Origin of the sequence: Staphylococcus massiliensis, from assembly GCF_043186315.1 — a bacterium.
In the GTDB taxonomy this organism is placed as follows: Bacteria; Bacillota; Bacilli; order Staphylococcales; family Staphylococcaceae; genus Staphylococcus; species Staphylococcus massiliensis.
The window spans coordinates 773,031-798,856 of record NZ_CP171119.1 but is presented as its reverse complement, the minus strand read 5'-3'; the positions used below and the strand labels follow the sequence as shown (position 1 = coordinate 798,856).

Annotated in this window: 20 protein-coding genes and 3 pseudogenes; 7 read left to right on the top strand and 16 right to left on the bottom strand. The window is 35.7% G+C overall.

The features are described 5' to 3' along the window. Nucleotides 1–194: 194 nt before the first annotated feature. Nucleotides 195–1,325: an MFS transporter gene (locus ACF3N8_RS03775; protein WP_238100887.1), complete on the bottom strand. Its 1,131-nt coding sequence runs from the start codon at nucleotides 1,323–1,325 to the stop codon at nucleotides 195–197. Nucleotides 1,326–1,433: 108 nt separating this feature from the next. Between ACF3N8_RS03775 and ACF3N8_RS03770 the strand changes: the two genes are divergently transcribed. The 4 genes and pseudogenes from ACF3N8_RS03770 to ACF3N8_RS03755 all read left to right on the top strand — a co-directional run bounded on the left by ACF3N8_RS03770 (nucleotide 1,434) and on the right by ACF3N8_RS03755 (nucleotide 5,088). Continuing rightward, the gene (locus tag ACF3N8_RS03770; RefSeq protein WP_009384698.1) at nucleotides 1,434–2,261 is read left to right on the top strand and encodes a LysR family transcriptional regulator; all 828 of its coding nucleotides are present in this window, start codon (nucleotides 1,434–1,436) and stop codon (nucleotides 2,259–2,261) included. 197 nt (nucleotides 2,262–2,458) lie between these two features. Next, nucleotides 2,459–3,642: pseudogene (locus tag ACF3N8_RS03765) on the top strand (S8 family serine peptidase). A gap of 87 nt (nucleotides 3,643–3,729) precedes the next feature. Next, complete coding sequence (locus ACF3N8_RS03760) at nucleotides 3,730–4,101, top strand: PH domain-containing protein (protein WP_009384702.1); 372 nt, start codon at nucleotides 3,730–3,732, stop codon at nucleotides 4,099–4,101. A gap of 477 nt (nucleotides 4,102–4,578) precedes the next feature. Further along, nucleotides 4,579–5,088: a GNAT family N-acetyltransferase gene (locus ACF3N8_RS03755; RefSeq protein ID WP_009384704.1), complete on the top strand. Its 510-nt coding sequence runs from the start codon at nucleotides 4,579–4,581 to the stop codon at nucleotides 5,086–5,088. 843 nt (nucleotides 5,089–5,931) lie between these two features. Here the strand turns inward: ACF3N8_RS03755 and galU are convergent. Then, nucleotides 5,932–6,801, bottom strand: coding sequence for a UTP--glucose-1-phosphate uridylyltransferase GalU (gene galU / locus ACF3N8_RS03750; RefSeq protein WP_017176662.1), 870 nt, complete (start codon nucleotides 6,799–6,801; stop codon nucleotides 5,932–5,934). Between the two features lie 244 nt (nucleotides 6,802–7,045). Here galU and ACF3N8_RS03745 point away from each other — a divergent pair, with 244 nt between their 5' ends. After that, entirely contained in the window at nucleotides 7,046–8,629 is a 1,584-nt protein-coding gene (locus ACF3N8_RS03745; protein WP_238100886.1) for a M20/M25/M40 family metallo-hydrolase, read from the top strand. A 20-nt stretch (nucleotides 8,630–8,649) separates the two neighbouring features. On the opposite strand, the pseudogene ACF3N8_RS03740 reads toward ACF3N8_RS03745, so the two are convergent. Beyond that, nucleotides 8,650–11,295: pseudogene (locus tag ACF3N8_RS03740) on the bottom strand (SdrD B-like domain-containing protein); the annotation flags it as partial. Between the two features lie 472 nt (nucleotides 11,296–11,767). On the opposite strand from ACF3N8_RS03740, the gene ACF3N8_RS03735 reads away from it, so the two are divergent. Beyond that, nucleotides 11,768–12,025, top strand: a complete 258-nt coding sequence (locus ACF3N8_RS03735) for a hypothetical protein (RefSeq protein WP_009384713.1) — start codon at nucleotides 11,768–11,770, stop codon at nucleotides 12,023–12,025. 37 nt (nucleotides 12,026–12,062) lie between these two features. Here the strand turns inward: ACF3N8_RS03735 and sdaAA are convergent, their stop codons facing one another. Genes sdaAA through ACF3N8_RS03720 form a run of 3 tightly spaced genes read right to left on the bottom strand, consistent with a single transcriptional unit; the run spans nucleotide 12,063 to nucleotide 14,726 of the window. Then, complete coding sequence (sdaAA, locus tag ACF3N8_RS03730; RefSeq protein WP_238101736.1) at nucleotides 12,063–12,983, bottom strand: L-serine ammonia-lyase, iron-sulfur-dependent, subunit alpha; 921 nt, start codon at nucleotides 12,981–12,983, stop codon at nucleotides 12,063–12,065. 13 nt (nucleotides 12,984–12,996) lie between these two features. Further along, entirely contained in the window at nucleotides 12,997–13,674 is a 678-nt protein-coding gene (gene sdaAB / locus ACF3N8_RS03725; RefSeq protein ID WP_009384715.1) for an L-serine ammonia-lyase, iron-sulfur-dependent subunit beta, read from the bottom strand. Between the two features lie 20 nt (nucleotides 13,675–13,694). Then, complete coding sequence (locus ACF3N8_RS03720; RefSeq protein WP_009384716.1) at nucleotides 13,695–14,726, bottom strand: PTS sugar transporter subunit IIC; 1,032 nt, start codon at nucleotides 14,724–14,726, stop codon at nucleotides 13,695–13,697. 519 nt (nucleotides 14,727–15,245) lie between these two features. On the opposite strand from ACF3N8_RS03720, the gene ACF3N8_RS03715 reads away from it, so the two are divergent. Further along, nucleotides 15,246–16,601, top strand: coding sequence for a sodium:alanine symporter family protein (locus tag ACF3N8_RS03715; RefSeq protein WP_238094085.1), 1,356 nt, complete (start codon nucleotides 15,246–15,248; stop codon nucleotides 16,599–16,601). 432 nt (nucleotides 16,602–17,033) lie between these two features. On the opposite strand, the gene ACF3N8_RS03710 is transcribed toward ACF3N8_RS03715, so the two are convergent. From ACF3N8_RS03710 to ACF3N8_RS03665, 10 genes and pseudogenes are all read right to left on the bottom strand, one after another. Next, nucleotides 17,034–17,807, bottom strand: a complete 774-nt coding sequence (locus ACF3N8_RS03710; RefSeq protein WP_238101737.1) for an inositol monophosphatase family protein — start codon at nucleotides 17,805–17,807, stop codon at nucleotides 17,034–17,036. A gap of 14 nt (nucleotides 17,808–17,821) precedes the next feature. Next, entirely contained in the window at nucleotides 17,822–18,322 is a 501-nt protein-coding gene (locus ACF3N8_RS03705) for an isoprenylcysteine carboxylmethyltransferase family protein (RefSeq protein ID WP_238094083.1), read from the bottom strand. A gap of 34 nt (nucleotides 18,323–18,356) precedes the next feature. Next, nucleotides 18,357–18,950 (bottom strand): YdeI family protein, encoded by a 594-nt coding sequence (locus ACF3N8_RS03700; protein WP_238094082.1) that lies wholly within the window; start codon nucleotides 18,948–18,950, stop codon nucleotides 18,357–18,359. Between the two features lie 105 nt (nucleotides 18,951–19,055). Next, nucleotides 19,056–19,403 (bottom strand): zinc ribbon domain-containing protein YjdM, encoded by a 348-nt coding sequence (locus ACF3N8_RS03695; protein WP_009384722.1) that lies wholly within the window; start codon nucleotides 19,401–19,403, stop codon nucleotides 19,056–19,058. A 76-nt stretch (nucleotides 19,404–19,479) separates the two neighbouring features. Continuing rightward, complete coding sequence (locus tag ACF3N8_RS03690; RefSeq protein WP_238101738.1) at nucleotides 19,480–20,340, bottom strand: NAD-dependent epimerase/dehydratase family protein; 861 nt, start codon at nucleotides 20,338–20,340, stop codon at nucleotides 19,480–19,482. Next, nucleotides 20,340–20,897, bottom strand: a complete 558-nt coding sequence (locus ACF3N8_RS03685; RefSeq protein WP_238094080.1) for a sugar transferase — start codon at nucleotides 20,895–20,897, stop codon at nucleotides 20,340–20,342. Before ACF3N8_RS03685 ends, ACF3N8_RS03690 begins: the two co-directional genes overlap by 1 nt. Nucleotides 20,898–20,911: 14 nt before the next feature. Beyond that, a pseudogene (locus ACF3N8_RS03680) lies at nucleotides 20,912–22,100 on the bottom strand (glycosyltransferase family 4 protein). A gap of 25 nt (nucleotides 22,101–22,125) precedes the next feature. After that, entirely contained in the window at nucleotides 22,126–23,349 is a 1,224-nt protein-coding gene (locus ACF3N8_RS03675; protein ID WP_238101739.1) for a lipopolysaccharide biosynthesis protein, read from the bottom strand. Then, on the bottom strand, nucleotides 23,339–24,757 hold the full coding sequence (locus ACF3N8_RS03670) for a capsular biosynthesis protein (RefSeq protein WP_238094077.1): 1,419 nt from the start codon (nucleotides 24,755–24,757) through the stop codon (nucleotides 23,339–23,341). The genes ACF3N8_RS03675 and ACF3N8_RS03670 overlap by 11 nt, the downstream gene beginning before the upstream one ends. Continuing rightward, nucleotides 24,744–25,826, bottom strand: a complete 1,083-nt coding sequence (locus ACF3N8_RS03665) for a hypothetical protein (protein WP_017176669.1) — start codon at nucleotides 25,824–25,826, stop codon at nucleotides 24,744–24,746. Before ACF3N8_RS03665 ends, ACF3N8_RS03670 begins: the two co-directional genes overlap by 14 nt.

Here is a 25,826-nt window from a genome sequence, read left to right as displayed (position 1 = left end):
ACTCATAATTATTACACATTTTACATCACTTGAAAAGCCCTTTTAATAAATCAATCATTTTAATTTAGAAATGATAAAACCTTTTAGTTGTACGTGTTTTCACTAACTTATTACCGCGCTAAAAGACTAAAATAGGCAATGACCTCGATCAAGAGATCATTGCCTATATTCATTTAATATGCATAAATATTAAATTAAGCCTTTCGAGAAAGGTATATTTGCATGGTTATCGTAAATAATAGTATGCATAATGCATAAATCGGTAAATAAGCAGCTTGATGGATGAAGTAGAGCATAACACCTCCTAATAAAGCTCCTAAAGCACTCCCTAAATAATTCATTGAATTGTTCAATGCGATAGCAGTCTTGTGATGCTTGATAGGCATTTTCAAGATGATGCTTTGTTGCGGGGCTTGAGATGCCCAACCTGCTAATCCCCATAAAAAGAAACTTACATATGCGATATATGGCCACAGTGGTACGACGATTAACAATGCTATGGAAATAAATAATATACCAATTACGAATACTTGAAGTCTTTTCACACGGGATGAACGATCGATTAAGTAACCTATCCCAAAGCTACCTATAAGACCACCGAGTCCCCATACCATCAAGAGTAGCTTCATGTGACCTTGCATCGAGTAAGATTGAAGTATTGAGGCTGAGTACGTGTATAACCCGAGACTCGCCATACCCATCGTTAACGTGACTGCTAGAACACATAGGACGGACGATGATTTTAAGACATTTAAATGGTCGAGTATCGAAGTCTGCGCATGACCCTCAAGCTTAGGAAAGAAACTGATACAAACTAAACTTACTAAAGCAATAAATGTTATTATCATGAAAGCGATGCGCCAATTAAAGACATCCGCGATCATCATACCAAATGGAACACCGAGCACCGTTCCGACACTCATGCCACCGATTAATGTCGCGACAACTTTACCTTTATGCTTAGCCTGAGCGAACTGACTTCCAGTGTGAATCGCTTCAGGTACGTACATACCTGCACCTATACCTGCCAAGCCACGACTTAATACGTAAACCCAAATTAAATTTGAAAAACTTGTCGAAATATTTGCTATGATGAACGTAATTAAAGCAATCATGAGTAACGTCTTATGACTCAATTTACTAAATATTGCCGCGCTTAATGGCGCCGAACACGCAAAACACAACGTGAATATGGTAACACCCTGCCCGATTAAACTTTCATTCACCTGAAACGATTGACTCATGCTTGGTATTAAACCTGCAATAATATACGCATCCATGCCGAGCGCAAACATACCTATTGCGAGCACAATAATCTTACGCATTCGAATTCCTCCTTAAATATGACTAGTTCCAACATAGCGTGTGGTACTTAACTAAGGAATATCGAATCGTTTAACGGGGGTTTAACTATTATTTAAGGAGTGATAAAAGTGGACATTGATGCGATACGTTCGTTTATAGATGTATCTCAAACTAATAGCCTGTCGAAGTCATCTTTAAGACTTAATATGACAACGCCAGCACTCAGTAAACGCATCAAACTCATTGAGGCACATTTCGATACCGTCTTATTTAACCGTTCATCTAAAGGAATATTTTTAAACGAGGATGGCAAACGCGTGCTTGAATCATTTCAAGTCATTCAACATGAACTAGATGAGCTACAACAGGCGCTCAAAACTGCATCGTGGTCACGCATTAGAATCGGCGTCCTACCAAGCTTCTCATTATATTATATGACGCAATTCTTAAATTTAGACCAGCTTCAACAACTTGATATCGCGATTGAGAATAATTCATTTACCCTCAAGGAAAAGCTCAACCAGGGGGCATACGACGCTATCGTGGGGGATTTAAGCCTTTTTGAAAAGGGACAATATGTACATGAAACACTTTACAAAGAACCTTTTACGCTCGTGCTTTCAAAGACACATCCTTTAAATAAAACTGCAATAAAAGATTTAAGTTCACTTAAAAATTATAACTTGTTATTACTTGAACCGCCGTGCGACACGTTTAATTATTTAAGCCATCATTTTAAAATGGATGCGACCAATATACATTATTATAGAAGCTTTGAATCAATGCTTACGAAGCTGATTACAAGTCACGCGATAAGTATCGTGCCTCATTCTTATACAAACACAACTTATCGAAACCTTTCATATTTAAAGTTAAATCATCATAAGCGTCATATCGGTATTGTAAGTTCGAACTTTGAAACTTTACGTCGTCTCAAACAAATTACACATGAGTAAATAACCTTTAAATTTATTTTATAACCATTTTTTAAAAATTAATTATTTTTGTAAAATAGTGATTTTTACACAGAATTAACAAAAACCCCTAAATATAAAATTTATTATAAAATTAAATATTCGTATTGTTTCTTTTTCTAAAATAACCTATATTAATACATGTACCTTAAAAAATAGAATAGAAATGGGGTCTTTTAATGAAGAAAGTATTATTTGCGACAGTTGCAATGTTCGTAACGTTATTACTTGTTAGCACAAGTGCTTTTGCTAAAAGTAATGACAACAGCAAGAACGACAAAAAAGCATCTGATGAAACGTACATCGTGAAATTTGATGGACCAGCTGGCAATGGTTTATTAAAAGCTAACGGTCTTTCTAAAGAAGATATCAAACATAAGTTTGATTACGACAACGTGTATCAACTTAAATTATCTGACAAGAAAGCGAAACAACTTAAGAAACATCCTCACGTTGAATTCGTTGAAAAGAACAAAACTGCTAAAGTTGATCCTATGAAAGGTAAATCATCAGGTAGCGGTATGTCAGCTCAACGTATTCCTTACGGTTTACAAAACATCCACGCACCTCAAGTACATAATCAAGGTGTAACTGGTAAAGGCGTAGATGTAGCAGTTGTAGACTCTGGTGTAGACGCTAGTCACGAAGATTTAAATGTAGTTAATTCTTTCTCAGCATTTAACGGCGGCGCTAATGGCGACCCATCATACGACGGTGTAGGACACGGTACGCATGTTGCGGGTACAATCGCTGCTAAAGACAACGGCTATGGAGTTGTAGGTGTAGCACCAGATGCTAATATTCACTCAGCTAAAGTTTTAGATAGCCAAGGTTATGGTGACTACGTAACAATCGGTCGCGGTATCGAATAGGCTGTTCAAAACAACGTAGACGTTATCAACCTTTCATTATATGTAGGTCAAGATTCTCAATTCATCCGTGACGTAACCCGTTACGCTAACAATAACGGTATCGCAGTTATCGCTGCTTCAGGTAACTATGGTAACCCTCAAGGTACAGGCGATAACATCAAATTACCTGGTCGTTATGAACAAGTTATGTCAGTAGCGGCAAGTGACCGTAACAACTCCGTGCACCATTCTCATGTACAGGTCCAGCTAACGAAATCACAGCTCCTGGTGTAGACACATTATCTACTACACCTAACAACACTTATGGTGCTATGAGCGGTACTTCAATGGCTTCACCACACATCGCTGGTGTAGCAGCATTAATCGAACAAAAATATCCAAACGAAACAACTTACCAACACCGTGCACGCATGAACAAAACTGCAGAACCACTTGGTAACCCTTGGTGGTACGGTAATGGTTTAGTTCAAGCAGATAGAGCAGTAAGCTAATCGAGCTTAAATCAAGCAAGTATGGAACACTTTAGTTGCATACTTGCTTATTTTTTGACATACTTTTAACAAAAGGAGTGATCATATATGGGTTTATTCGATGAACTACTCGGTAGCGCGAGTGAAATGCATCCCGGCGACGTTGAACAAGAATTTGGTGACTTTCTTATAGAGAATGAGCACGTTGAAAAGACCTTTAAGCTACTGCGCGACTTACTCATTTTCACCAACAAACGCCTGTTAATTATTGATAAACAAGGTTTTAGTGGTAAGAAGATGGAACTTCGCACAGTTCCTTATAGTTCAATTAAGTCCTTTTCAGTGGAGAATGCGGGACGCTTTGACATCGACGCAGAATTAAAACTATATGTCGCTGCAGCACCACCGTTAGCTTTCCTACTTGATAAGAAGACTGATATCAAGCATCTAAATGCGATTCTTTCAAATGCAATCTTATAAAGTTTATTGAGTTGAAGCTTATGTAACATTTAAGCTTCAACTTTTTTTATTTCTTGAAAATGGGGGTAAGAAAAGGTATGGCTTTTCAAGGGGAGTCACTGGCAAGCTAAGCGATGTGAGTTAGTATGGGTGAAAGTGTATTGGGTTATGTATGATTTCGCGCGGGTGCATGTTATTAGCAAGATTACAATTCGACCGACGCAAGGTTAGATTTAGCATGAGAATAAGCGATATAAACAATCGTTCCAAGGCAGGATTATCACGAGAATAAGCGATATAAACAAACATTCTAAGGCTTGATTTAACATGAAAATAAGCGATATAAATGATTTGAATTCAAGCGTTACAACACTTGATATCATGCGGTTGCATGCGATTTACATATATCCCACGAAAGGTCTAGACCATATCTTTTTAAAAATTTCTAATTTTTGTATATAGTGACAATGTACTACGTTAAAAAAGGAGTGTAAGATTATGATCGAAACAAAACATCTTAATTTGATACAACCTTCTGTAAAGTATAACGAGGATTTATTTAACATTCATTCAAATCCCGTCGCAACAAAATACACCCCTCAAAATATTCATAGCCAGTCCGATGAAACCAAAGAAATGATTGGTTTATGGCAAGAACATTGGTCTAAACATGGCTACGGTTATTTCATGATAATTGAAAAAGAAGAAGACAAATGCATCGGCGCTTGTGGCATCGGTCATAAAGAAGTCGAAGGCGAAACATTCTTAAATGTGTTCTTCCGCTTACACCCCGACTATACCGGCAAAGGTTATAGTAAAGAAGCACTGAGCGCCGTATTGAAATGGGAACAAGAAAAATTACAGTTGAACCGTCGTTTACTCGTACGTACCGACGTTGAGAACATTGCAGCTATCAAATTAGCTGAATGGTTAGAACTCGAGTACAAACCCGAGTGGGACAACAAAGAAGTTGAAGGCGACAGATTCTTCTTATCTAAAAAGCAATGAACATATACAAACACCCGATATCACTGGGTAAGTTAAGGACTAAGTGTCTAATAGACTTACTTTAAGCGATATCGGGTGAAATTTTTAGGTTTGACTTATGTTGTTCAAAATATTTTAAGTGAGGATATACAGTTTATGATATATAGTCGCCATGTTACATTGTTTGCGTCAGTCTTTGTAACATGCGCTCCTTATTACATTGTTTGCTTCAGTCTTTGTAACATGGCTTCCTTGTTACATTGTTTACCTCTGTCTTTGTAACATGGCTTCCTTATTACATTGTTTAACTCTGTCTTTGTAATAAGGAAAATTTTCGAAACCGAAAATTTCTCATTATTTAAATCGTTCGAGTAAGTATTTATTTAGACTTATATACGGTAACGGGGTCGTTATGCGATTGTTTTATTTTTCTTTCGCGTAACGGCGTCCTTATGCGATTGTTTTTATTTTCTTTCGCACAACGGCCTCCTTATGCGATTGTTTCATTTTTCTTTCGCGTAACGGACCCCTTATGCGATTGTTTTTATTTTCTTTCGCACAACGGCCGCTACCCGGCTGTTTTATATACTGCTATAACAATGTAAACCAACTTCAGCATCCGAAATTGCCCGTACCACCTATACCAACCCTTATACCTTCTGCTCAATTCTCAAATAGGTAACTTGAAGCTCAAAGCTTCAAGCTCCTTCTTTAATTGCTCGAATGAAATATTGAAGCCCCAATGGCTTCAAGCCCCCTCTTTAAATCTTCGATCGGAAACTTGAAGCGCCGTCGCTTCAAGCACCACTTCTAAACATAAAAATAGAACCTTGAAGCACGCATGCTTCAAGGCTCTTATCTCAATTATTCATCTAGTAATGATTTCATGTATGAACGAACTTCGTCTTTCATTTTAGGGTCTTTTAATGCGAAGTCTAAAGTTGTTTTAACGAAGCCAATTTTTTCACCGACGTCATAACGTTTGCCGTCGAATTGGTAAGCGTAAACTTGTTCTTCTTGGTTTAGTGCTTCAATCGCATCTGTTAATTGGATTTCGCCGCCTGCACCAATACGGTGTTCAGCTAAGTAGTCGAAGATGCGTGGTGATAAGACATAGCGACCCATAATTGCTAGGTTAGAAGGTTCTGTACCTGGTTCCGGTTTCTCAACGAATTGGTTAACTTCGTATAAACCTTCTTTTTGGTCTTTCGGGTCAACGATACCATAGCGATGTGTCTTTTCACGCGGGACCTCTTGAACGCCAATTACAGATTTACCAGTATGTTCGTATTGTTCAATTAATTGTTTGATCGCAGGTTTCTCAGAAACGACGATGTCATCTCCTAATAACACTGCAAAAGGCTCGTCGCCAATAAATTGACGTGCAATCCAAATTGCGTGACCTAGCCCTTTCTGAACTTTCTGACGTACATAAAAGATATTCGCAAGTTCAGAAGAATACTGTACCTTCTTAAGTATGTCTTCTTTCCCTTTCGCTTTTAAGTTCATTTCAAGTTCTGTTTGAATGTCAAAATGATCCTCAATCGCTCTCTTATGTTTACCAGTAACAATAATAATGTCTTCAATTCCTGCGTCTGCCGCTTCTTCAACAATATATTGAATCGTTGGCGTATCAAGGATTGGTAACATTTCTTTAGGCATTGCTTTTGTTGCCGGTAAGAAACGTGTGCCAAGTCCTGCAGCAGGTATAATTGCTTTCGTTACACGAGTCATACACTTTCCTCCATTTAATAACAACTAATTTCATTTTATATGAAACAACCGTTTAAAGACAACTAAAGTTATTTATTTCTTTGAAAATTAAAATAATTATATGAAATATTTCTTTAACTTTAAGTCAGAATACAACTCATCATTGAAAAGTTTAGTAAAAAAGTATATATTTTAAAATAGTGAGAATTTTCTAAATAGTTTACAATATATGTAAACCTTCATTAACTACCAAGGAGTGAAAGACATGACAGCATTATGGCAAACGCCTGAAGATCGTTATGATTTACTGCAACGCCTAATCAATCATCAATCTGTTACATTTTCAGAAGGTGAACAATCATTTCCTTATCTTGTAAGAGACTTGATGATGAAGCTCGATTATTTTAAAGAACGTCAACATCAAATCACTTTAGAACCAGCCGATGACGCACGTCATAGCGTCCTCGTTCATTATAAAGCACCTACTTCGAAACAAACGATTGTACTCATTAGCCATTTTGATACAGTAGGTGTCGAAGATTTCGGCACAACCGAATCACGCGCATTCGACAGTGCTGACTTGGAAGGGCTTTTCAAGGAGGAACCAACACTACTGAACCAAGAAAGTTTGAAGGACTTTGAGAGCGGTGATTACATCTTTGGCCGTGGTGTGATGGATATGAAGGCCGGGCTGATGTTACATATGTCACTCATTGAAAAGGCCATTAGAGAAGCATGGGATGTTAATTTAGTCCTTGTTACGGTGCCTGATGAGGAAGTCAATTCGCTCGGTATGCGTACGGCGGTTAAGGCTTTACGACGTATTAAAGAGGCACATGACCTCGAGATTAAATTACATTTAAACGGCGAACCAACGTTCCAGCAGGCGTCAGATGACAATAGCCATTATGCGTACACAGGTACGATTGGTAAGTTAATGCCAGCGGTACTGTGCTACGGGCGCGAAACGCATGTCGGCAACCCGCTAAACGGCGTGAGTTCGAACTTCATGTTTAGCTTTGTGAATCAGGAGATGGAGTACAATACGGCCTTTCAAGAGGAATTTGAAGGCGAAGTAACGCCACTTCCTCTGTCGTTGATGAATACGAATCTTAAGCATCATTACGACGTTCAAACGCCGTTTCGAACAATTGGACTCTATAATGTATTCACGTTTAAGGAAACGCCTGAGACGGTATACGCGAAGTTCCAAGAGATTGTGAAGAAAGCCGCAAAGTATTGTGAAGCGCGTTATCAAGACATCATGGCTCAAGCGAATTATGATATGCCAGTCGCTATCAAAGTCCTTTCTTATAAGGAGCTTAAGGCATATGCGACTGAAAAACTCGGTGCCGACGCCGTAAATGCTATTATCGACGAATGCTTGAAAGCACAATCTGAAACGCATATGCAGTCGATTCATCTTGTAGACACACTGATGCACCGTTGTCGTGAAATCGGACCTGCGATGGTCACATTCTTCGCACCGCCTTATTACCCGTCAGTGAATACGTCGTATAACGATGAAGTCGAAAGTATCTTAGAAACCATTCGCACGACGTCAGCTGAAAGATTTAATCGCGAAAGTAAGCGTCTGCACTACTTCAACGGTATTTGCGATTTAAGTTACGTGCGCAAAGATGCCTCATTAGAAGACATCGATACCTTCGTCGACCAAACACCGGTTTACAATTATTCTTATGTAATTGCAGCCGATGATATTGAAGCAATTTCTGCGCCTGTCTTGAACTGCGGTCCTATCGGTAAGGATGCCCACAAGATTTCAGAGCGCTTGCATAAAGAAAGCGCTTTTAACGAGTTGCCCGTCATACTAGAATCAATCGTGTAATCATTCGCATTATTGATTGTTATCTCTACACTTGATCCGTCTGAATCTAGGGCATCATCACCATTATTCACAACTGTTGCTTCGTAACCTTCCGGTGTTTTGAAGTTTACTGTGTAATTTCCATTTTCTAAACCTGTGAAGTTGTATTTACCTTCATCGTTTGTTGTTGTTGTCTCAGTCGTACCGTCTGGTTTTGTAAGAGTAACTTCTACTCCTGAGATTCCTTTTTCATTACTATTTTGAATACCATCATTGTTACTATCTTCCCATACATAGTCACCTAATTCATATTTCGCTGGATCTTTAGGTGTTTCTACAACAGGTTTTACATATCCTGAATCAATTGTGTAATCATTCGCATTATTGATTGTTACCTCTACACTTGATCCGTCTGAATCTAGGGCATCGTCACCATTATTCACAACTGTTGCTTCGTAACCTTCCGGTGTTTTGAAGTTTACTGTGTAATTTCCATTTTCTAAACCTGTGAAGTTGTATTTACCTTCATCGTTTGTTGTTGTTGTCTCAGTCGTACCGTCTGGTTTTGTAAGAGTAACTTCTACTCCTGAGATTCCTTTTTCATTACTATTTTGGATACCATCTTTATTGCTATCTTCCCAAACGAAATCACCTAAGTTGTATCGTTTATTTACGCCATCTGCGTTACCTTCATTTCCAGTAACAATTGTTGTATTATCCCAGAAATACGATCCTCTATTACCATATACGTCTGAAGATTCAAGAATAGATCTCAACTTTAAAGGATTACCAGATTCATCATATTTACTTGTTACTTTGATAATGTACGGTTGGCTAATATTTCCAAGCTCTACTATAGCTCTGTCTTGCCCATCTTGATAAATATTAAGATTATTTGAAACATTTTCATAATTAGACTCGTCTACGTAATAACTTTCTGTTAATTTATCAGTAGGATCTACGTAAAACACTTGAATGTCAGTCACGTCAGTGTTTATTTGACCACTACTTGTACTAGGATCATCTAGATAGCCTTGAAGAATAACGTTGGCATTATAAAGTTCATTGTCTTGGGGATTTACATAAATATATTGAGTATAATCATTAGAGCCACTTTCGTAGTCAACGTCTGTTATCATAGAAGTTATACTTTGAACACCATTACCTTGTGCAACATCACCAAAATTGACTTCTAACGTTTCGTTTAAAGATTCTCCTGCAATATTATAATTTAAATTATATATACCACTGTCTTGAGTATTTTTGCGATCAATAAATTGTGATAAAGAAAATGAACCAGTTACTTCTGATTTGTTATTAACATAGTCTGTGAATGTGTAAGTAAGTTCTTTAGTCTCTGTATTGTATACTCCATCAGCTACCTTATAACCCTCAGAGTTTACTAACTCCATGATTTGCTCATTGTTAAGTTTACTATAATCAGCATCACCATCTATGGAAACATTTTCATCAATTTTTACAGTGAAATAATCTCCACCTTTTACAGGGCCTAAAGTTTTAAAAGAACTTTCTAACTTAAAATTACCACTATTATTTGGCTCGATATAATTTTGTGTTATCGAAGCGCTAGTAACTTGAATTATGTCGTTAACATTAGAACCTGTGGTCGCTGATAAACCTGCTAAATAATTATCAGTTGTATTGCTCATATTGTATGTTGTTGCGACGTTTCTAGGCGCAATCGCAGGTGTAGCAACAGGCGCTTCAGGACTATTAGCCATAGCTATTAATGCAGCAGCTTGAATTGCTTCTTCAATTTCAGCATCTGTAGCATTCGCGTAGTCTACATTTAAGTTTTCTTTAACAGCTTTAGCTGTTTCAACATCGTAACTTGAATCAATGTAGTTATTAACGAAAGCTTCTTTGTTATCAGTAGTAGCTAAAGATTCTTTAGCTTCTGGTGCTGATACTGTAGAACGTGTAGCAGTTTTAGTTGAAGCTGGTTCTTCAGTTGATGATACTACTGAGTTTGTAGTTGGTTCTGAAGTTGCAGCTCTTTCAGCAGTTGCTGGCTGTTCAGTTGAAACTTCTTCTGTACTAGGTTTCTTTTCTGTTGAAGATTGCTCAGTTGAAACTTCTTCTGTACTTGCTTTTTCTTCTGTTGGTTGCTCAGTTGAAACTTCTTTAGTACTTGCTTTTTCTTCTGTTGAAGGTTGCTCAGTTGAAACTTCTTCTGTACTTGCTTTTTCTTCTGTTGAAGGTTGCTCAGTTGAAACTTCTTCTGTACTAGCTTTCTCTTCTGTTGAAGGTTGCTCAGTTGAAACTTCTTCTGTACTTGCTTTTTCTTCTGTTGGTTGCTCAGTTGAAACTTCTTCTGTACTAGCTTTCTCTTCTGTTGAAGGTTGTTCTGTTGAAACCTTCTCAGTGCTTGCTACTTCTGTTGTAGCGGCCTCTTCTGTACTTGGTTGTTCTGTAGAAGCCTCAGTTGTAGTGTTTTCCACAGTTGCAGGTTCTTCTGTTGATGTAGGTGTTTCAGCCGAAGATGCGTCTTTGTTCGACTCTTCAATTGACACTGCCTCCGCAGCTTTAGCATCTTGTCCTGCTCCGAATAATAGAGTAGCACCGACAATAATTGAAGCAGTTCCTACTGAAAATTTTCTAATTGAGTATTTGTTTAACTGATTTGGTAAGTAATTCTTATTTCCATTTCTTTTCAATTTAGACATTAATTTACCTCCATTTTTTTATAACAACATTATCTTTATGTATATGTTGTTTTGCACTATATATTTTACTGTATACCTCTTTAAATGTAACTATTTTTCATGAAAATTAATATTACATTTTGATTACAACATTATTTATATTAAAACTATATTTTACAAAAGTTTATAGTTTCAAATAATGTTATAGCAATCTTGTTACTTATATTTTTTTCAATTTATTCAATAAAATGACACACAATGATAAGAATTTGTCTACATTTATTTTCTAAATATTTTGATAGAATGAAGTTGGGTTACAAAGGAACCCTCCCACGTCCCTATACGTCTAATATGGATACCTATCATTAAAGAAACAGGCACGTTTATACGACTCCTATATAAACGTGCCGCTCTTTTATTTTTCAGAAAATTTAAAAATTTACTTGCTTGTTTTATAAATAAACTATAGAATGATGCTAAGGGGATGAGGGGTATGATTAAACAACTCGCTTTTATATTTTTAGCATTTGTCGTCAATACGACATTAACGGTATATTTAACGACCGAAGGATCATCATTAAACTTATTACTTAAATCTATGTCAGTCAGTTTGATGATTTTCTTTATCGTTTATTACGTCAAATTAAATATTGAGCTGCGTAAAAAGGAGTCTGAAGAGGAAACTCAAAGAGAGACGATTACCCGAGTAACGCGTAAAGCACATAAAAAAGACAGTGATGCACTCGAATGAGTCACATCACTGTCTTTATTTTATATCGTTACTTCTATTAAGAATGTGTTTCTACTGGGTCTTTTTCTTGTGATTCTTCTTTCTTATCACCAAAGATTTTAGCTTTGATTGCTTCACCAGTTGGCGTACCAGCTAAGCCACCAATACCTGTTTCACGTAATGACGCTGGTAAGTTACGGCCAATTTTGTCCATAGCCATGATAACTTCATCAACAGGAATTTTACTTTCAACACCAGCTAACGCTAAGTCAGCTGAGATAAGACCATTACCTGAACCGATTGCATTACGCATTACACATGGAATTTCAACTAAACCTGCAACTGGGTCACATACTAAACCTAATAAGTTACTTAAGCTAATTGCTAAAGCGTGACCAGCTTGGTCAGGTGTACCGCCAAATGTTTGAACCGCTGCAGCTGATGCGATTGCTGAAGCTGTACCAACTTCAGCTTGGCAACCACCAGTAGCACCTGCAACACTGGCATTATTCGCGATAACCATACCGCATAAAGAAGATGCAAATAAAAATTCAATCATTTGTTCATTTGTTAAACCGTGTGTTTGTTCTAACTTAAATAATACACCTGGGATTGTGCCTGATGAACCAGCAGTTGGTGTCGCACAAATGATACCCATAGCTGCGTTAACTTCGTTAGTAGCTACAGCACCTTTAACTGCTTCGATCATTTCATTACCTGATAATGCGTGGTTATTTTCTAAATATTTTTGAACACGGATGGCATCTTGTCCTGTATAACCAGTAACACTCTTAACGCCCTCTCCTGTTGTACCTTTTTCTACAGCATCACGCATAACATCTAAGTTCTTTTGCATAAGACCAATTACGTCTTCGCGAGACATTTGTCTCATGCCCATTTCATGTTGAATCATGATTTCAGCAAAAGTCATATTGTGTTTATTCGCATACTCAATAATTTCTTGAATTGAATCAAACATTGAAATCTCTCCTTTATTGAATATAAGAGAAATGTAATCTCGAATATTTTTCTTTAATCTTATTTAATAAGTCTTCTGATATACCTTTGTTCAAATGAAGTGCTAGTAAACATTTATCTTTGTTCATTGTTTTAATTTCTTCATTAATATCAATATTGTTTTCAATTAAATCGTTAATTAAGTGGTTAACTGATGAGATATCACTTTTACCATCTACTACTAATAATGGTGGAGTGTGATTTAAAAGAATACAGCTTTGGTTAACGTGGATACTCTTAATCTTGATGATACCGCCACCGATTGAGATACCGTTAACTTCTACGTGACGATCACCAGCATCAATTTTAATTAATGCACAGTTAGGATGTTCACCTAAGCTTGTACCTTTTTCTTCGATGATTTCGATTGGAATATTTTTCTCTTCTGCGATATCAAATGAATGTTTGATACGTTCATCGTAAGTACTAAATCCTAATAATCCACCAATGATAGCTAGGTCAGTTCCGTGACCTTGATGTGTCTCTGCGAATGATTCGTAGTAATGAATTGTAATTGATTCAGGCTCAGCGTCAAGAACTGCTAAAGCAGATTGACCGATTTTTACAGCGCCTGCTGTATGAGAACTTGATGGTCCCATCATAACTGGGCCGATAATGTCAAAAGCACTTTGATAGTTTTTTGTACGTGCCATTTATAAACACTCCCATAAAATTAATTTGTTTGTTTCTTAAAATGAGGCATTTTTAAGTTAAAGTTGAAATTCATTTTTTGCATACCTTTTGAAATAATGAAAGCTAGTACTAAGCTTGTAATAGCCACAATAACAATTGTGATAATAGATGTCACGGCATTGTTGAAACCAAATAATACGATTGCACCTGCAATAGGTGTTGCCATGCCTGTCACACCAACGACTAAACCAAATGCTGTTACGATACATGCGTTAACCATACCGATGATTGCATTCGCACCGTAAAGCTGAATTGGATACTTCGCAATTAAGTCAATTTGAGTTAATGGTTCAATTGCTACAGCAAAAGCCTTTGAAGGATTACCAATTTTTAAGTTCTTGAACATAACGAAGTTTACGAATGAGCTACCCATACAACATAATGCACCGATTGCCATTGGTACGCCTGTTAAACCAAGTAAGCTTGTAAATACCATTGAGCTTAGTGGTGTCATACCAACTACCGGGATGATAGCACCTAACACGATTGCAAGGACGTAAGGGTTAGCGTCACCTACAGATGTTACGGCTGTACCGATTTGTTTTAAGACAGCTGTTACACTTGGAGCGATTAATGTCGCGATACCAAATGCTAATGCTGGACCAACTAAGATTACTACGATTAAGTCGATACCTTCTGGAAGTTTCTTCTCTAAGAATTTAATTAAGAATGCAACTAAGTAAGCTGCTACGAAAGCTGGTAACAATTTGAAATCATGAAGTACTAAACCGATAATAACTGCGAACACTGGCGATACTTTCATGTTTAAACATGTTAGAATACCAACAGCAATACCGCTTAGACTTCCTGCTAAGTCACCTAAAGTTTGGAAAAATTCGATGTGGAACACGCCACCTATCGCATAGCTTAAGAACGCTTGGGGTAAAAACGTTGCACAAGCTGCACCAGATAATGCCTGTAAACTAACTTTTCCGTTTGGAGCGAAATTTAGGAACAAAGTCATAGCGAGTAACACTAGAATTAATGTTCCAATTCCTAATATAATATTCATTTTTTACTTACCTCTTTTCTAGACCTCTTTTCTTTTCTTTACCACTCATAGTGTACAACTAAATGAAAGCGCTGACAAATGAGCTCTGTGTATAAAAATACACTTTATTAAATTTAAATTCACACTTTTAACATTGAATTTACAATTTGTGAAATCGTTTAACGCGTTAAAGCGTGTCATCACTGAATACTGCCAAACTTTATCACAATAAAGCGGTGATGTAAATATGTAAAAAAATAAATTATGACGATTTTTTGAATAACCCGTTTTTGCAATTATTCACTATTTTTCGATATTTTCCGAAAATTTGGATAAATAGAATTTTACTTAAAATAAGCATTTTTATTTAAAAAGAATATTGGTATAATAGTTGATAATACAACTTGAACGTGTAATTTTATCACTTTAATTCTTTAAAAAAATAATTACATATATTTAATAAAGGGGATATATATGTAAATCACGATTCAAAGGGAGAAATTTTCAAGTTGTGATTTAAATGATAAAGGGGTCATCAACATGGAGAAAATCGTAGCTTTTTCAGATTGGTTGTGGGGCTACCCACTTGTTTCATTGTTGCTACTCGCAAGTTTGTTTACAACCATCTATTTAGGGTTCATCCAATTTAGGCATTTCCCTACTATTATGAAGCAAACTTTCGGAAGCATTAACAAGACGCCTAAAGGTGAAGGTACCATCACACCAAGGCAAGCATTAACATCCGCACTATCATCAACAGTTGGTGCGGCAAATATCATCGGTGTACCTACCGCGATCATGATGGGTGGACCAGGTGCCGTCTTCTGGATGATCGTCATCGCCTTCTTAGGTATGGCACTTAAATATAGCGAGAACGTACTCGGTATTCATTACCGTGAGAAGAACAAGAGAGGCGAATTCGTCGGCGGTCCGACACATTATATGAAGAAAGGCTTCAAGAACAAGTCAGTCGGTAAAGTCTTCGCCTCTATCTTCGCATTCGCGTTAATGATCGAAATCATTCCAAGTATCATGGTACAAGGGAACTCAGCTTCAGGTACCGTGAGTGACACATTTAACGTAGACGCTGGCATCGTAAGTATCATCATCGCTGTAATCGCAGCACTCGTTGTATTCGGCGGCGTTAAACGTATCGCGACATTCACAGAATTCCTCGTGCCCATCATGGTAGGCCTCTACCTCATCCTAGGTTTCGTCATTATTATCATGAACATCGCACACTTACCTGGTATTGTGGCCCTCATCTTTGAAAAGGCCTTTAGACCAGACGCGGCAATTGGAGGTAGTTTCGGTGCAGCACTAGCGGCTACAATTCGCTGGGGATTCGCACGTGGTATTTATTCAAACGAAGCAGGTTTAGGTACCTCACCTATCGCACACGCTGCAGCTAAGACCGACCACCCTGTACGCCAAGCATTCTGGGGTATCAGTGAAATCATCGTAGATACAATTGTCATCTGTAGTACAACAGCTTTCGTCGTACTTGTATCAGACGTATGGAAAGAAAGTGACGCTAAAGAGAATTCAGCAGCACTTACTGCACGAGCATATGAACACGCTTTTGGTGGTATCGGTAGTTCGATTGTATCGATTTCAATGATATTCTTCGTGTTCTCAACTGTTATCGTTATTATCTATTATGGAACACGTATGGCGGAGTTCTTGTTCGGTATGACAGCTGGTGCAATTATGAAACTCGTTTACCTTGCTTCAATTATTATTGGTGGCTATGGTGTAGGTACTGAGTTATGGAAATTACTCGATTTAGCATTAGCAATCGTTTTAATTCCAAACATTATCGCCGTCCTCATCTTAGCACCACAAGTTAAACGTCTTACAAAAGACTTCTTCGATCGTAAACTTCATCATGATTAATAAATGAACGCGTGCTTTCAATGAGCACGCGTTTACTTTTTATATAATAATGGTGAAACGTGTTACACACGTTTCTTCAACTTTGATTCTGAGAAATAGACGAAATTACACATGCCTTGAAACTTGATTACGATTTCACCATCAAGTTTCAAACGCTCTGTGGCGTGATTAATGTTTCGCCATCAAGTTTCAAACATCTGTTATAACAGGTTTAATCAATACTTACGTTATTTTCGTAAACTACTTCTTATTTATTTCCTAAAAGGATAGCAGTTTTCCAAAAACTGCTTCCTATTAAACCTTTTCATAAATTAATGCTACCGTATTACACAGTCTCATTAACACCGAGCTATAGCATTACCTACTCTACATATCCAATATAATTACAAATTAAAAAGACGTGATATGCCTCGACAATCACGCCTTACCTTATTACTCATTAATTAACTTGATCACATCATCAAATACATCTGGATGCGCAAATACCGCACCTTTCACATGATTCAAATCAATCGGATTTCCTTTTAAATCAGAAATTACTAAACCAAGTTGTTCGGCATACAATAGCTGCGTACTCATATCCCAAACATTCGCATAGAAATCGATACTCGCTCCAATTTGCCCGTTTATAATCTTCATCGCACCAATACCGCCTGCACCTTCGTATCGAAAGCCAAACGATGCTTGAATGAGCTTTTCAGTGAGGAGACCGCCGGCAGGCTCAGGATCGAATGATATTAATGAATCCGCTAATGATGGTAATAAGGGCGTCTTGATTTCAGTACCATTCACTGTTGGCACTTCGCCATCAACTGCTTTATAGAATTTCTGGTTTACGAAATCGTAATGATAGGCTAATGACGGCTTGCCATCGATAAATAAACTTAACACAAGACAGTAGTCATCCTGTTGTTTAACAAGATTTGTCGTGCCGTCAATCGGGTCGATAATCCAAACGTACCCTTGATTCATGTCGATGCCTGAATTATCTTTCTCTTCACCTACGATTTGATGACCTGGAAAGTGTTCATCGATTAACGCTTCGAAATCACGTTGGATATCTTCATCGAGACTTGTCACGAGATCTGTAGGACTTAACTTAATCCCCACTTCAAACGTTTCCATCTTCTTGGCTACAAAATCAGGTAGTTCCAAGATCCATTGTGACATGATACCATCTATTTCAAGCAAATTGCGGTTCGCCATCAATACCGACTCCTTTATAAACTTTCTTGTAACATTGTATTCTCGTCTTTAATTCGAAACCACATGTAAAATACATACGGAATCATAATCAATACATTAAAATATGTTTGCGAAATGAACATAATCCCTAATACTTCAAGTGGTGTCACGATAAAGTACTCAGGGTGTCGTATGAACTTGTACACCCCGTCCGTTACACGCATCTCACTCGGCACCTTAAACAAGCGCAATGCCCATGTTTCATGTAACATGTACCAAATATAAAACCATAAACTATAAGCTATCGTGATAAGCACGAGCCCTATCACAACGTTCATCGTATATGACGGTTTTACAATAAGCGTCATCGCAATCGTACATAAATAATAAATATGACAAATGAGTTCAAGCTTCATCGACGTTTCAATTTTAAGTTCCTCTAAACCGTGCTGCTTTAATGCTCTGGCATGCCACTCAGACACACCTAACATAAATAAGCGCATTACATATAATAATACAATAATCCAAGTTATCATGATGTTCACCTCTCGTTGTAGTTGGATTTAAATCTTATTTATCGTTCATACCTTTACCATCTAGAATATGATCGTAGTACTTTTCAAGACGTGATTTCTGCGTCGCCTCACGCTTCGCACCACCAATAAATAGTGCATACGCACGTTGACGTCCTGGTGTTAAACCTTTAAACGCCGCTTCAAAGTCTTCGTCTTCTTTAATGGCCTCAAGCAATACTTCAGGGAAATCTTCCTCAGACATGCCCTTCTTCTCAACCTTTAAACCTTTCTTCTCAACTTCAATAGCCGCTTCAACATACTTTGAAATCTCATCAAAGACTGCCTTCACGTCTTCAACACTCGTAAAGCGCATTTGACGCGCAGATTGCACATGCTTCGTTTGTTGAATTAACAATTGCTTCTTATCATCAATTAACGCACCCTTATGGAAAAGCAACGCACAATAATCATTAAATCCATGAATCAATACAATATTCTTACCATCTAATGTATAACAAGGATGGTTCCACTTAACATCCTCATCTAGATCACACTTTAAAATCGCTTCACGCAATAATTTAAATTCCTCATGCCATTTCTCTTCGTTCTCAATATAGGCATCTACTTTAGGATTTAATTCCTTCGCCATGAACAATATCCCCCTTTAACTTAACTTAATTATAACGAAACGCACCCAAACTTCATATAAAAAAAGAGACCCAAGTTTAAATTCAACTCAAGGTCTCTAACTTCATTATAACTTTTTCACAAACTCAGATTTTAAACCGACTTGGCCAACGCCCGGTACCTTACAATCGATGTCGTGACCATCATCAGGATCCACAAGTTTAATACCTTTAACTTTCGTACCTTGTTTAATGACAGAAGACGCACCTTTAATCTTTAAGTCTTTAATTACAGATACATCATCGCCATCATTTAATACATTGCCGTTCGCATCTTTAATCAGCGCGGCTTCTTGTTCTTCCTTAAGTGAATCCTCCGTCCATTCATATGCGCACATCGGACATACGTACGCGGCACCATCCTCATAAGTATATTCAGAATCACACTTCGGACAATTTGGTAAAGTTGCTGCCATTGTTCTCCTCCATCAATCTAATTTAGTTATTAATAATGTACCATAAATTTTTATCGCTTTCTTTTATTTTTTAGAATTAGCGAATCGTTTTTTTAAGCGCGTCACCGAAATCAATAAACCCTTTACGATAATCTTGCGGTTTATCAATATTCTGTGCATAAACTAAATTACCATAAACTTTCTTAAGCATTGGTACTTTATTAATCATCTTGAAAAGCCCTTTAGAAACAGGGAACGTTTTCAGTTGCTTACCTTTTAACATGCGGATATCGTGAATCGTTTCAGTCGTCGACATATATGAAAAGTCCTGTGGGTGAAAGATGCCACTAGCTTGTTCGTGCACGAGTGTCTCTACAAAGTGAGTTAAGTTATCTATATGAATGACACTACGGTGATTATGAATATTAGGAAATAAAGAGCTAAAACGTGCTATCTTTTCAAGTTTAGCGAAATTACCTGGTGCATCTTTGCCATATACCATAGGAGGTCTTACGATGCTCACCTTAAAACGATTTGTCTCAACTTGTTTTAAATAATCTTCAGCATAACCCTTAGAAATACCATATGCAGTCTGAGGGTTAGTAGGCGTAGTTTTAGTGATAATCGTTTCATAGCCAACCCCACCAAGTAATCCAAAAATATTCATAGTGCTAAAGAATATAAATTGAGATACGCCATCTTGTTTAGCCTTATTAGCAATCTTGCGCGTTAAATGATAATTGATATTCATGTAATCAAGCATGGAAGCATTCTTTAGGTTGTTATGCACGATAGCAGCCGTATGAATAATAACGTCAAAGCCTTTAAAACTCTGTGCTAAGTAAGTAGGCGACTTAACATCTAAACGCTTAACATCATATCCTAAATCATTAAAATGTTTTTCTAATGCACAACCAATGTAACCCTTAGTACCAGTAATTAAAATGCGTTTAGCCATTAGTGAGAAACCCCTTCTGAAGTCAATGTATTACGTATTGTCTTATATATGATGAACATATCTAGCATAAAGGATTGATTATCAATGTAGTATTTATCATACATGACCTTTTGATCGTCATTATTGTCATCACGCCCCATAACTTGAGCTAACCCTGTTAAACCTGGCTTAACTTTATGCACACCTACTTTAGTTCGCTTTTCAATAAGCTCATATTGATTATATAAAGCAGGTCGTGGTCCAACTACAGACATTTCACCTTTTAGGATATTAAATAATTGCGGAAGTTCATCTATTGAAGTTTTACGTATGAACTTACCTGATTTAGTTATATAAAGGCTAGGATCTATTTTGTCAGTAGCAACATTAGGTGTATCTACCTTCATTGAACGAAACTTATAAATTTCGAAAATTTGGTTGTTAAGACCTGGTCGCTTTTGCTTAAAAATAATAGGTCCTTTCGATTCAAGTTTTATAAATACCGAAGTAATTAACAAAATTGGAGAGAATACGATAATTGCATAAGACGTACTCAAGATATCAAATAATCGCTTCATCCATTTTTTCCCCCTTACTTTAAATATTGGTAATAACGTGCTGTCCCTTTTTCACGCGTGTAATGCTTTTCATAAAGTTCATATGCCTTAGTTCCCATTTGTTTAAGCTTTTCACGGCTCGTTAAATCAATGAACTTCAGCATTTGGGTAGCGGCATCATTTGGTATATGAACACCCGCTTGATTTTCTTCAATTTGTTGTACGATGTCTGTTGAAGCATCCATTATCGTGATTAACGGTTTTTTAGCAGCAAGATAACCATAAATCTTACTTGGTACACCTAATCCAATACCTTCTTTAATAAGGGAGACAATAGCCGCATCAGAAATTTTTAATACATCTGAATAATCCGTACCAGTTAATAAATCATATAACCGAACGTTTTCAATTTGATGACGTTCGATAAAGTCTTTAACAGCTTGATACTTCAATCGTGAGTACATTCCTGTTTTGTTGATTGAGCTTTAAGAAATCTAGGATAGTATCCATGTCTTGTAACTGTCCCATATTACCGCTATATAAAAGTATCTTGTCGTACTGCTCACGAAGCATTTGGAACTCTTGATTATAAACTATTTCGTCTTTAAGTCCTTTATTATCGTACCAGTTAGGTGTAATACGAATCGTTTCAGGTTTCTGACTTATTTTTTGACTCAATAAATAATTTTTCATCTCAGAACCTAGTACAAAAACATTTGATGCGTTCTGATATACATGTTTATTAATATAAGTCATCAACCGATCAATCATACTACCAGGTTTGGTAGCTCCAGTCTTAATCGCATTATCTGGCGCAATATCATATACCACAAAAGAATACTTTTTTTTAAAAAGACGATAAAGCACATCAGGTATCAAAGGTAATATAGGCGGATTCGAATATACGAGAATATGATCATACTTCAGCATCCGTGGTGTCTCTAGACAAAATCGTATAAACAATGAGAAGAAATTAAGGATACGCCCTATTTTAGATTTATTATTGAAGGTGAAATACTTTAAGCGTTTGATACGAATACCTTTAAACAATTCCTTGTAAGGAACACGTCTTGATTTACTGTATTCACTTGGGTATCCACAAATTACATCAACCTTCATTTGATTACTAATTAAATCTTCTGCTAATTGAGTTGGTAATGTTGCTGAAGAGACATATTCCGGATAAAAATACTGACACAAAATAAGTAGACGTTTTTGTTTCATAGATAATCTCCTATTATAAAAGAAGTTATATGGCCTTCTTAGATTTTTTAAATATATAAATATAAAATGTTATAAATGAAACAGTTACAGTTAATGAATTCAACCATACAAAACTTTGAAAATCTAATCCCAAGATGTAACTAATTAAGCTAGAAACTATCGTTAAACCAAGCGTCCCTCCTTGGAATATCAAGTCTATATGTTGCTTATTTATAACGATGTTAGCTAATGATATTGTAGAGACGATTAGTCTTGTCACATATAGAGTTACAAATGGTATGAATAATATTGTTACCTCTAACCAATCGCGACCTAAGAATAATAAAACTACCTCTTCTTTTAATAAAAGTAATGGTCCATATGCTATTAAACCAAGGAAAAATAACCCTAGAGAGAATTTAAGCAATACCGGTCTAAAGTTATTAAATTTATAATAATCTTCACTAGCTTTTTGCATAAAGATTTTTGATAACCCCATACCTGCGACTACTATAGGAACATTAAGTATTCTTGTTGCCATACCATAAATGCCAACGTCCTTTGTTGAATACATTAGTCCTATTATAAAAACAGTTACACTAAACGTTAAGCTATTAATGATTATAGAAGGGGGAGAGTAAAATAATTGATTAGAATGTAATTTAAACACTTTTTTCAAATATCTAATATTCTTGTTTAATTTAAAGTGCTTTTTAAATTCTTTAAAACCTATTATAATCCCAGCTAAATAAGATAAAGTGAAGCCTAGAATCAGACCTAAACTATTATGAGTTAACCAACCAAATGCTATTTGGACAATGACCATAAGTAAAGTTCTAGTGATATTAATAATGCTAATATGAAAATACTTTTTATTTAGATTAAGATAACTCGTAAAAATGTTAGTTAAACTAACGAAAACTAGTAAAAGCACAAAAGAAATTATTTCTAGATAATATCCCTTTAATACTATTGAACCAACTACCCCAGCTAGGATAGTAAATATTATTATAATAAGGCTTATCATTATTGAAATTTGAGCTATTGCGTTTGCCTTTTTAGTAGTCTTAGAATTTATAATAAGCAAATCAAATCTAGCGTTTATTACAGGTATAAATATTAAAGCTAGATAATTAAATAAGGTAAATATACCAAATTGTTCTGGGGAATAAATTCTAGATATTATTGGCACACTAAAGATCAATACTATTTGTGCTATAGCACTTGATATAACTAATAAAAAAGAGTCTTTTAAAAACTTATTCTTCATAAAAATCACCTTTAATCGATTTAGTAAGAATAAGAGAACCACTTAACTTTCTTAATAGGTAACTTACTATAACCACAGCTCCAAAAACTCCAATTACCATAGTTGCGTGACTTAGTAGTTGGGGTGTATTAGAGAATGTACTAAAAGTGAATCTCATTAATACATAGTAAGATATAAATTTTATTTCTAAGTACTTATTTAAGTTGGCAATATATTCAACTAAAGCTATTAAGAAAATATTTAAAATAATTATTATTCCGAAGCCATAGCCAAATATCGAAAAACCATAAGCACTACTTGATATCAAGTGACCCGTCATTTGTTCATTGTCATACATCAACAAATTAAATCTCTGGCTTAGTAGCAGATAATTTTCGTTAATAAAAAAATTAAGTCCAAAAATCGATCGAATTATATCTAGGACAAAGTCTACAAAAGTCACATCAAAGTATTGACTATATTTGATAAAAGATCCTATATTATGTGGTCCATAAAAATATGATTGTAAAGTGTCGACAAATTTTAGTTGACCTAATGAATTTGATGATAAAGCTTGTTGATACGAAGCATATTTAAAAATATAAAGTTCCTTATATAAAGTGACACCTATAAATACTAAACCACCTATAGATATAAGTATTTTATTAATTATCTTACTGTGCTTTTTAAATAGCAGAGTTATTATACCTACTATAGCTAGCAACGTATAAATTTGGTAACTTCTTCTTTCGCCAACTATTATAGAAATATTAATACTAGCTAACAGTAAAGGTATAACTAAGTATTTAATATTAGGATTTATAACGTACTTTTTATAATTCTTAAAGCTAAATAATAAAAATAATAGTATCATCGCAAATTGAAAAAACATTCTTAGTAGCACGATATAGGAGGGTAGCTGTTCACTTTCTCGTCCAGATTGAGTTGTTTTAATAAAAATGAATGATAAACCTTCTTTAATCCCAGGTACTACTGATAGAATTCCAATAGCAATGATTATAAATAAGCTATAGAAAACTTTAGAGCCTAATAAGTTTACATCTTCAAGTCGATTTTTCTTTACTTTTATTAAATTTGATAATATTAAGATAGTTAAAGCACCAATTACATACTCTATCCCCATTAAGGTATAACCTTGGTTAATAACGGAGTATCCTAAAGGTAGATTATCTACTTTGTCATCTTTAGTTAAAGTTATTAGAAATGGAATGTTAACTAGCCTAATAAATCCTAATAATTCATAAGAAACTTTTAGAACAATGAAGTTATCTTTAGGGGTGAAATTCAAAATACTTAAACTTAATAAATACATTAGCGGCAAAGCTAAAGTATAATTGATATCTACAATTACTTGAATTATCAATGCTAGTATAGTTAGTAAGTAAAGTAGTAATTTATAAACCTTCATCTTCCACCACCTTTTTTAACTCGTCGTATAATCGTGTATTTCGATTCTCGATTTCTTTTATTTCTTTTTCAACCTTATGATTTACTATTTGATATAGTTTTTGAGAATACCAATCCCAAATTTCGTCTCCGAGCTTGTCATTCTCAAGATTCACATCAAACCCTAAACTTAAATCATGTGCTTTCTTACTCGTAAATGTATTTGGCGAGGTTAAAATAGGCTTTCTTAAGTATATTGCATAGTAAAGACGAATTGATAAAGCAGTATCTAATGCTATATCATTATTGCCATAAACGTTGTTTAAAATATCAGTTTCATCAAGTAGTCTCGGTGTCTCTTCAATTGGGAAACCACCAAGAAATTTTACGTTATTAATATCATTCTCTTTAGCAAATTGAGCTAACCTCTCAGATCCTGTACCAAAATATTGCAGTACAAAACGATCATCATTTTTCAATTTCATTAATAAATTCTCGTGTACGTTAAAAAATCTATTGTTACCGATAAATGAAATTCTTAAAGGTTTTTCACGTTTAAAATTACGCTCAATTCGGGCTTCGCTAATTATATTGTGATTAGCACTATAAATAACAAAGTATTTATTTGATTTAGGTAAAAAAGTTTTAAAACCTTCCGAAGATAAAGTTACAAATTTACTTTTATCAATAAGCCTCTTGAGTAAGAATTTAATGATTGGATTCTTTTCATGAAAGTAATCTCTTATATTAATGATGTACTTTCCTTCGTATTTGCGCTTTAAAATCTTACTGAAAAGATGTGCGGTATAACTTCCCCATACTATTACGAAGTCGTAATCATTGGCTTCAAGTAGTTTTAGTACTTTATTTTTATAACCTAAATAAGTTTTAATTTTTCTTAGTTTCGACCAATCAGGGTCTATTTGAATGTTAAATTTATATCTTCGTACACCTTCAACGTACTCATCTACGCCATGTTTATCCGCATAAATAAGGTCAACCTGATGCTTATTTAAATCTATATTCTCTAAATAATGTGATATTAAAGTCATGTGTTTAACGTTTACAGAACTTAAAATTGCTATTCTCAC

Bases quoted from the DNA above. Each gene is read 5' to 3' on its own strand.
- sdaAA (WP_238101736.1), bottom strand. From the start codon at position 12,983: ATGTTTGATTCAATTCAAGAAATTATTGAGTATGCGAATAAACACAAT.
- ACF3N8_RS03700 (WP_238094082.1), bottom strand. From the start codon at position 18,950: ATGGCGAAGGAATTAAATCCTAAAGTAGATGCCTATATTGAGAACGAA.
- galU (WP_017176662.1), bottom strand. From the start codon at position 6,801: ATGACTCGTGTAACGAAAGCAATTATACCTGCTGCAGGACTTGGCACA.
- ACF3N8_RS03705 (WP_238094083.1), bottom strand. From the start codon at position 18,322: ATGATAACTTGGATTATTGTATTATTATATGTAATGCGCTTATTTATG.
- sdaAB (WP_009384715.1), bottom strand. From the start codon at position 13,674: ATGGCACGTACAAAAAACTATCAAAGTGCTTTTGACATTATCGGCCCA.
- ACF3N8_RS03755 (WP_009384704.1), top strand. From the start codon at position 4,579: ATGATCGAAACAAAACATCTTAATTTGATACAACCTTCTGTAAAGTAT.
- ACF3N8_RS03675 (WP_238101739.1), bottom strand. From the start codon at position 23,349: ATGAAGAATAAGTTTTTAAAAGACTCTTTTTTATTAGTTATATCAAGT.
- ACF3N8_RS03710 (WP_238101737.1), bottom strand. From the start codon at position 17,807: ATGGCGAACCGCAATTTGCTTGAAATAGATGGTATCATGTCACAATGG.
- ACF3N8_RS03775 (WP_238100887.1), bottom strand. From the start codon at position 1,325: ATGCGTAAGATTATTGTGCTCGCAATAGGTATGTTTGCGCTCGGCATG.
- ACF3N8_RS03715 (WP_238094085.1), top strand. From the start codon at position 15,246: ATGGAGAAAATCGTAGCTTTTTCAGATTGGTTGTGGGGCTACCCACTT.
- ACF3N8_RS03690 (WP_238101738.1), bottom strand. From the start codon at position 20,340: ATGGCTAAACGCATTTTAATTACTGGTACTAAGGGTTACATTGGTTGT.
- ACF3N8_RS03685 (WP_238094080.1), bottom strand. From the start codon at position 20,897: ATGAAGCGATTATTTGATATCTTGAGTACGTCTTATGCAATTATCGTA.
- ACF3N8_RS03760 (WP_009384702.1), top strand. From the start codon at position 3,730: ATGGGTTTATTCGATGAACTACTCGGTAGCGCGAGTGAAATGCATCCC.
- ACF3N8_RS03695 (WP_009384722.1), bottom strand. From the start codon at position 19,403: ATGGCAGCAACTTTACCAAATTGTCCGAAGTGTGATTCTGAATATACT.
- ACF3N8_RS03745 (WP_238100886.1), top strand. From the start codon at position 7,046: ATGACAGCATTATGGCAAACGCCTGAAGATCGTTATGATTTACTGCAA.
- ACF3N8_RS03735 (WP_009384713.1), top strand. From the start codon at position 11,768: ATGATTAAACAACTCGCTTTTATATTTTTAGCATTTGTCGTCAATACG.
- ACF3N8_RS03670 (WP_238094077.1), bottom strand. From the start codon at position 24,757: ATGAAGGTTTATAAATTACTACTTTACTTACTAACTATACTAGCATTG.
- ACF3N8_RS03720 (WP_009384716.1), bottom strand. From the start codon at position 14,726: ATGAATATTATATTAGGAATTGGAACATTAATTCTAGTGTTACTCGCT.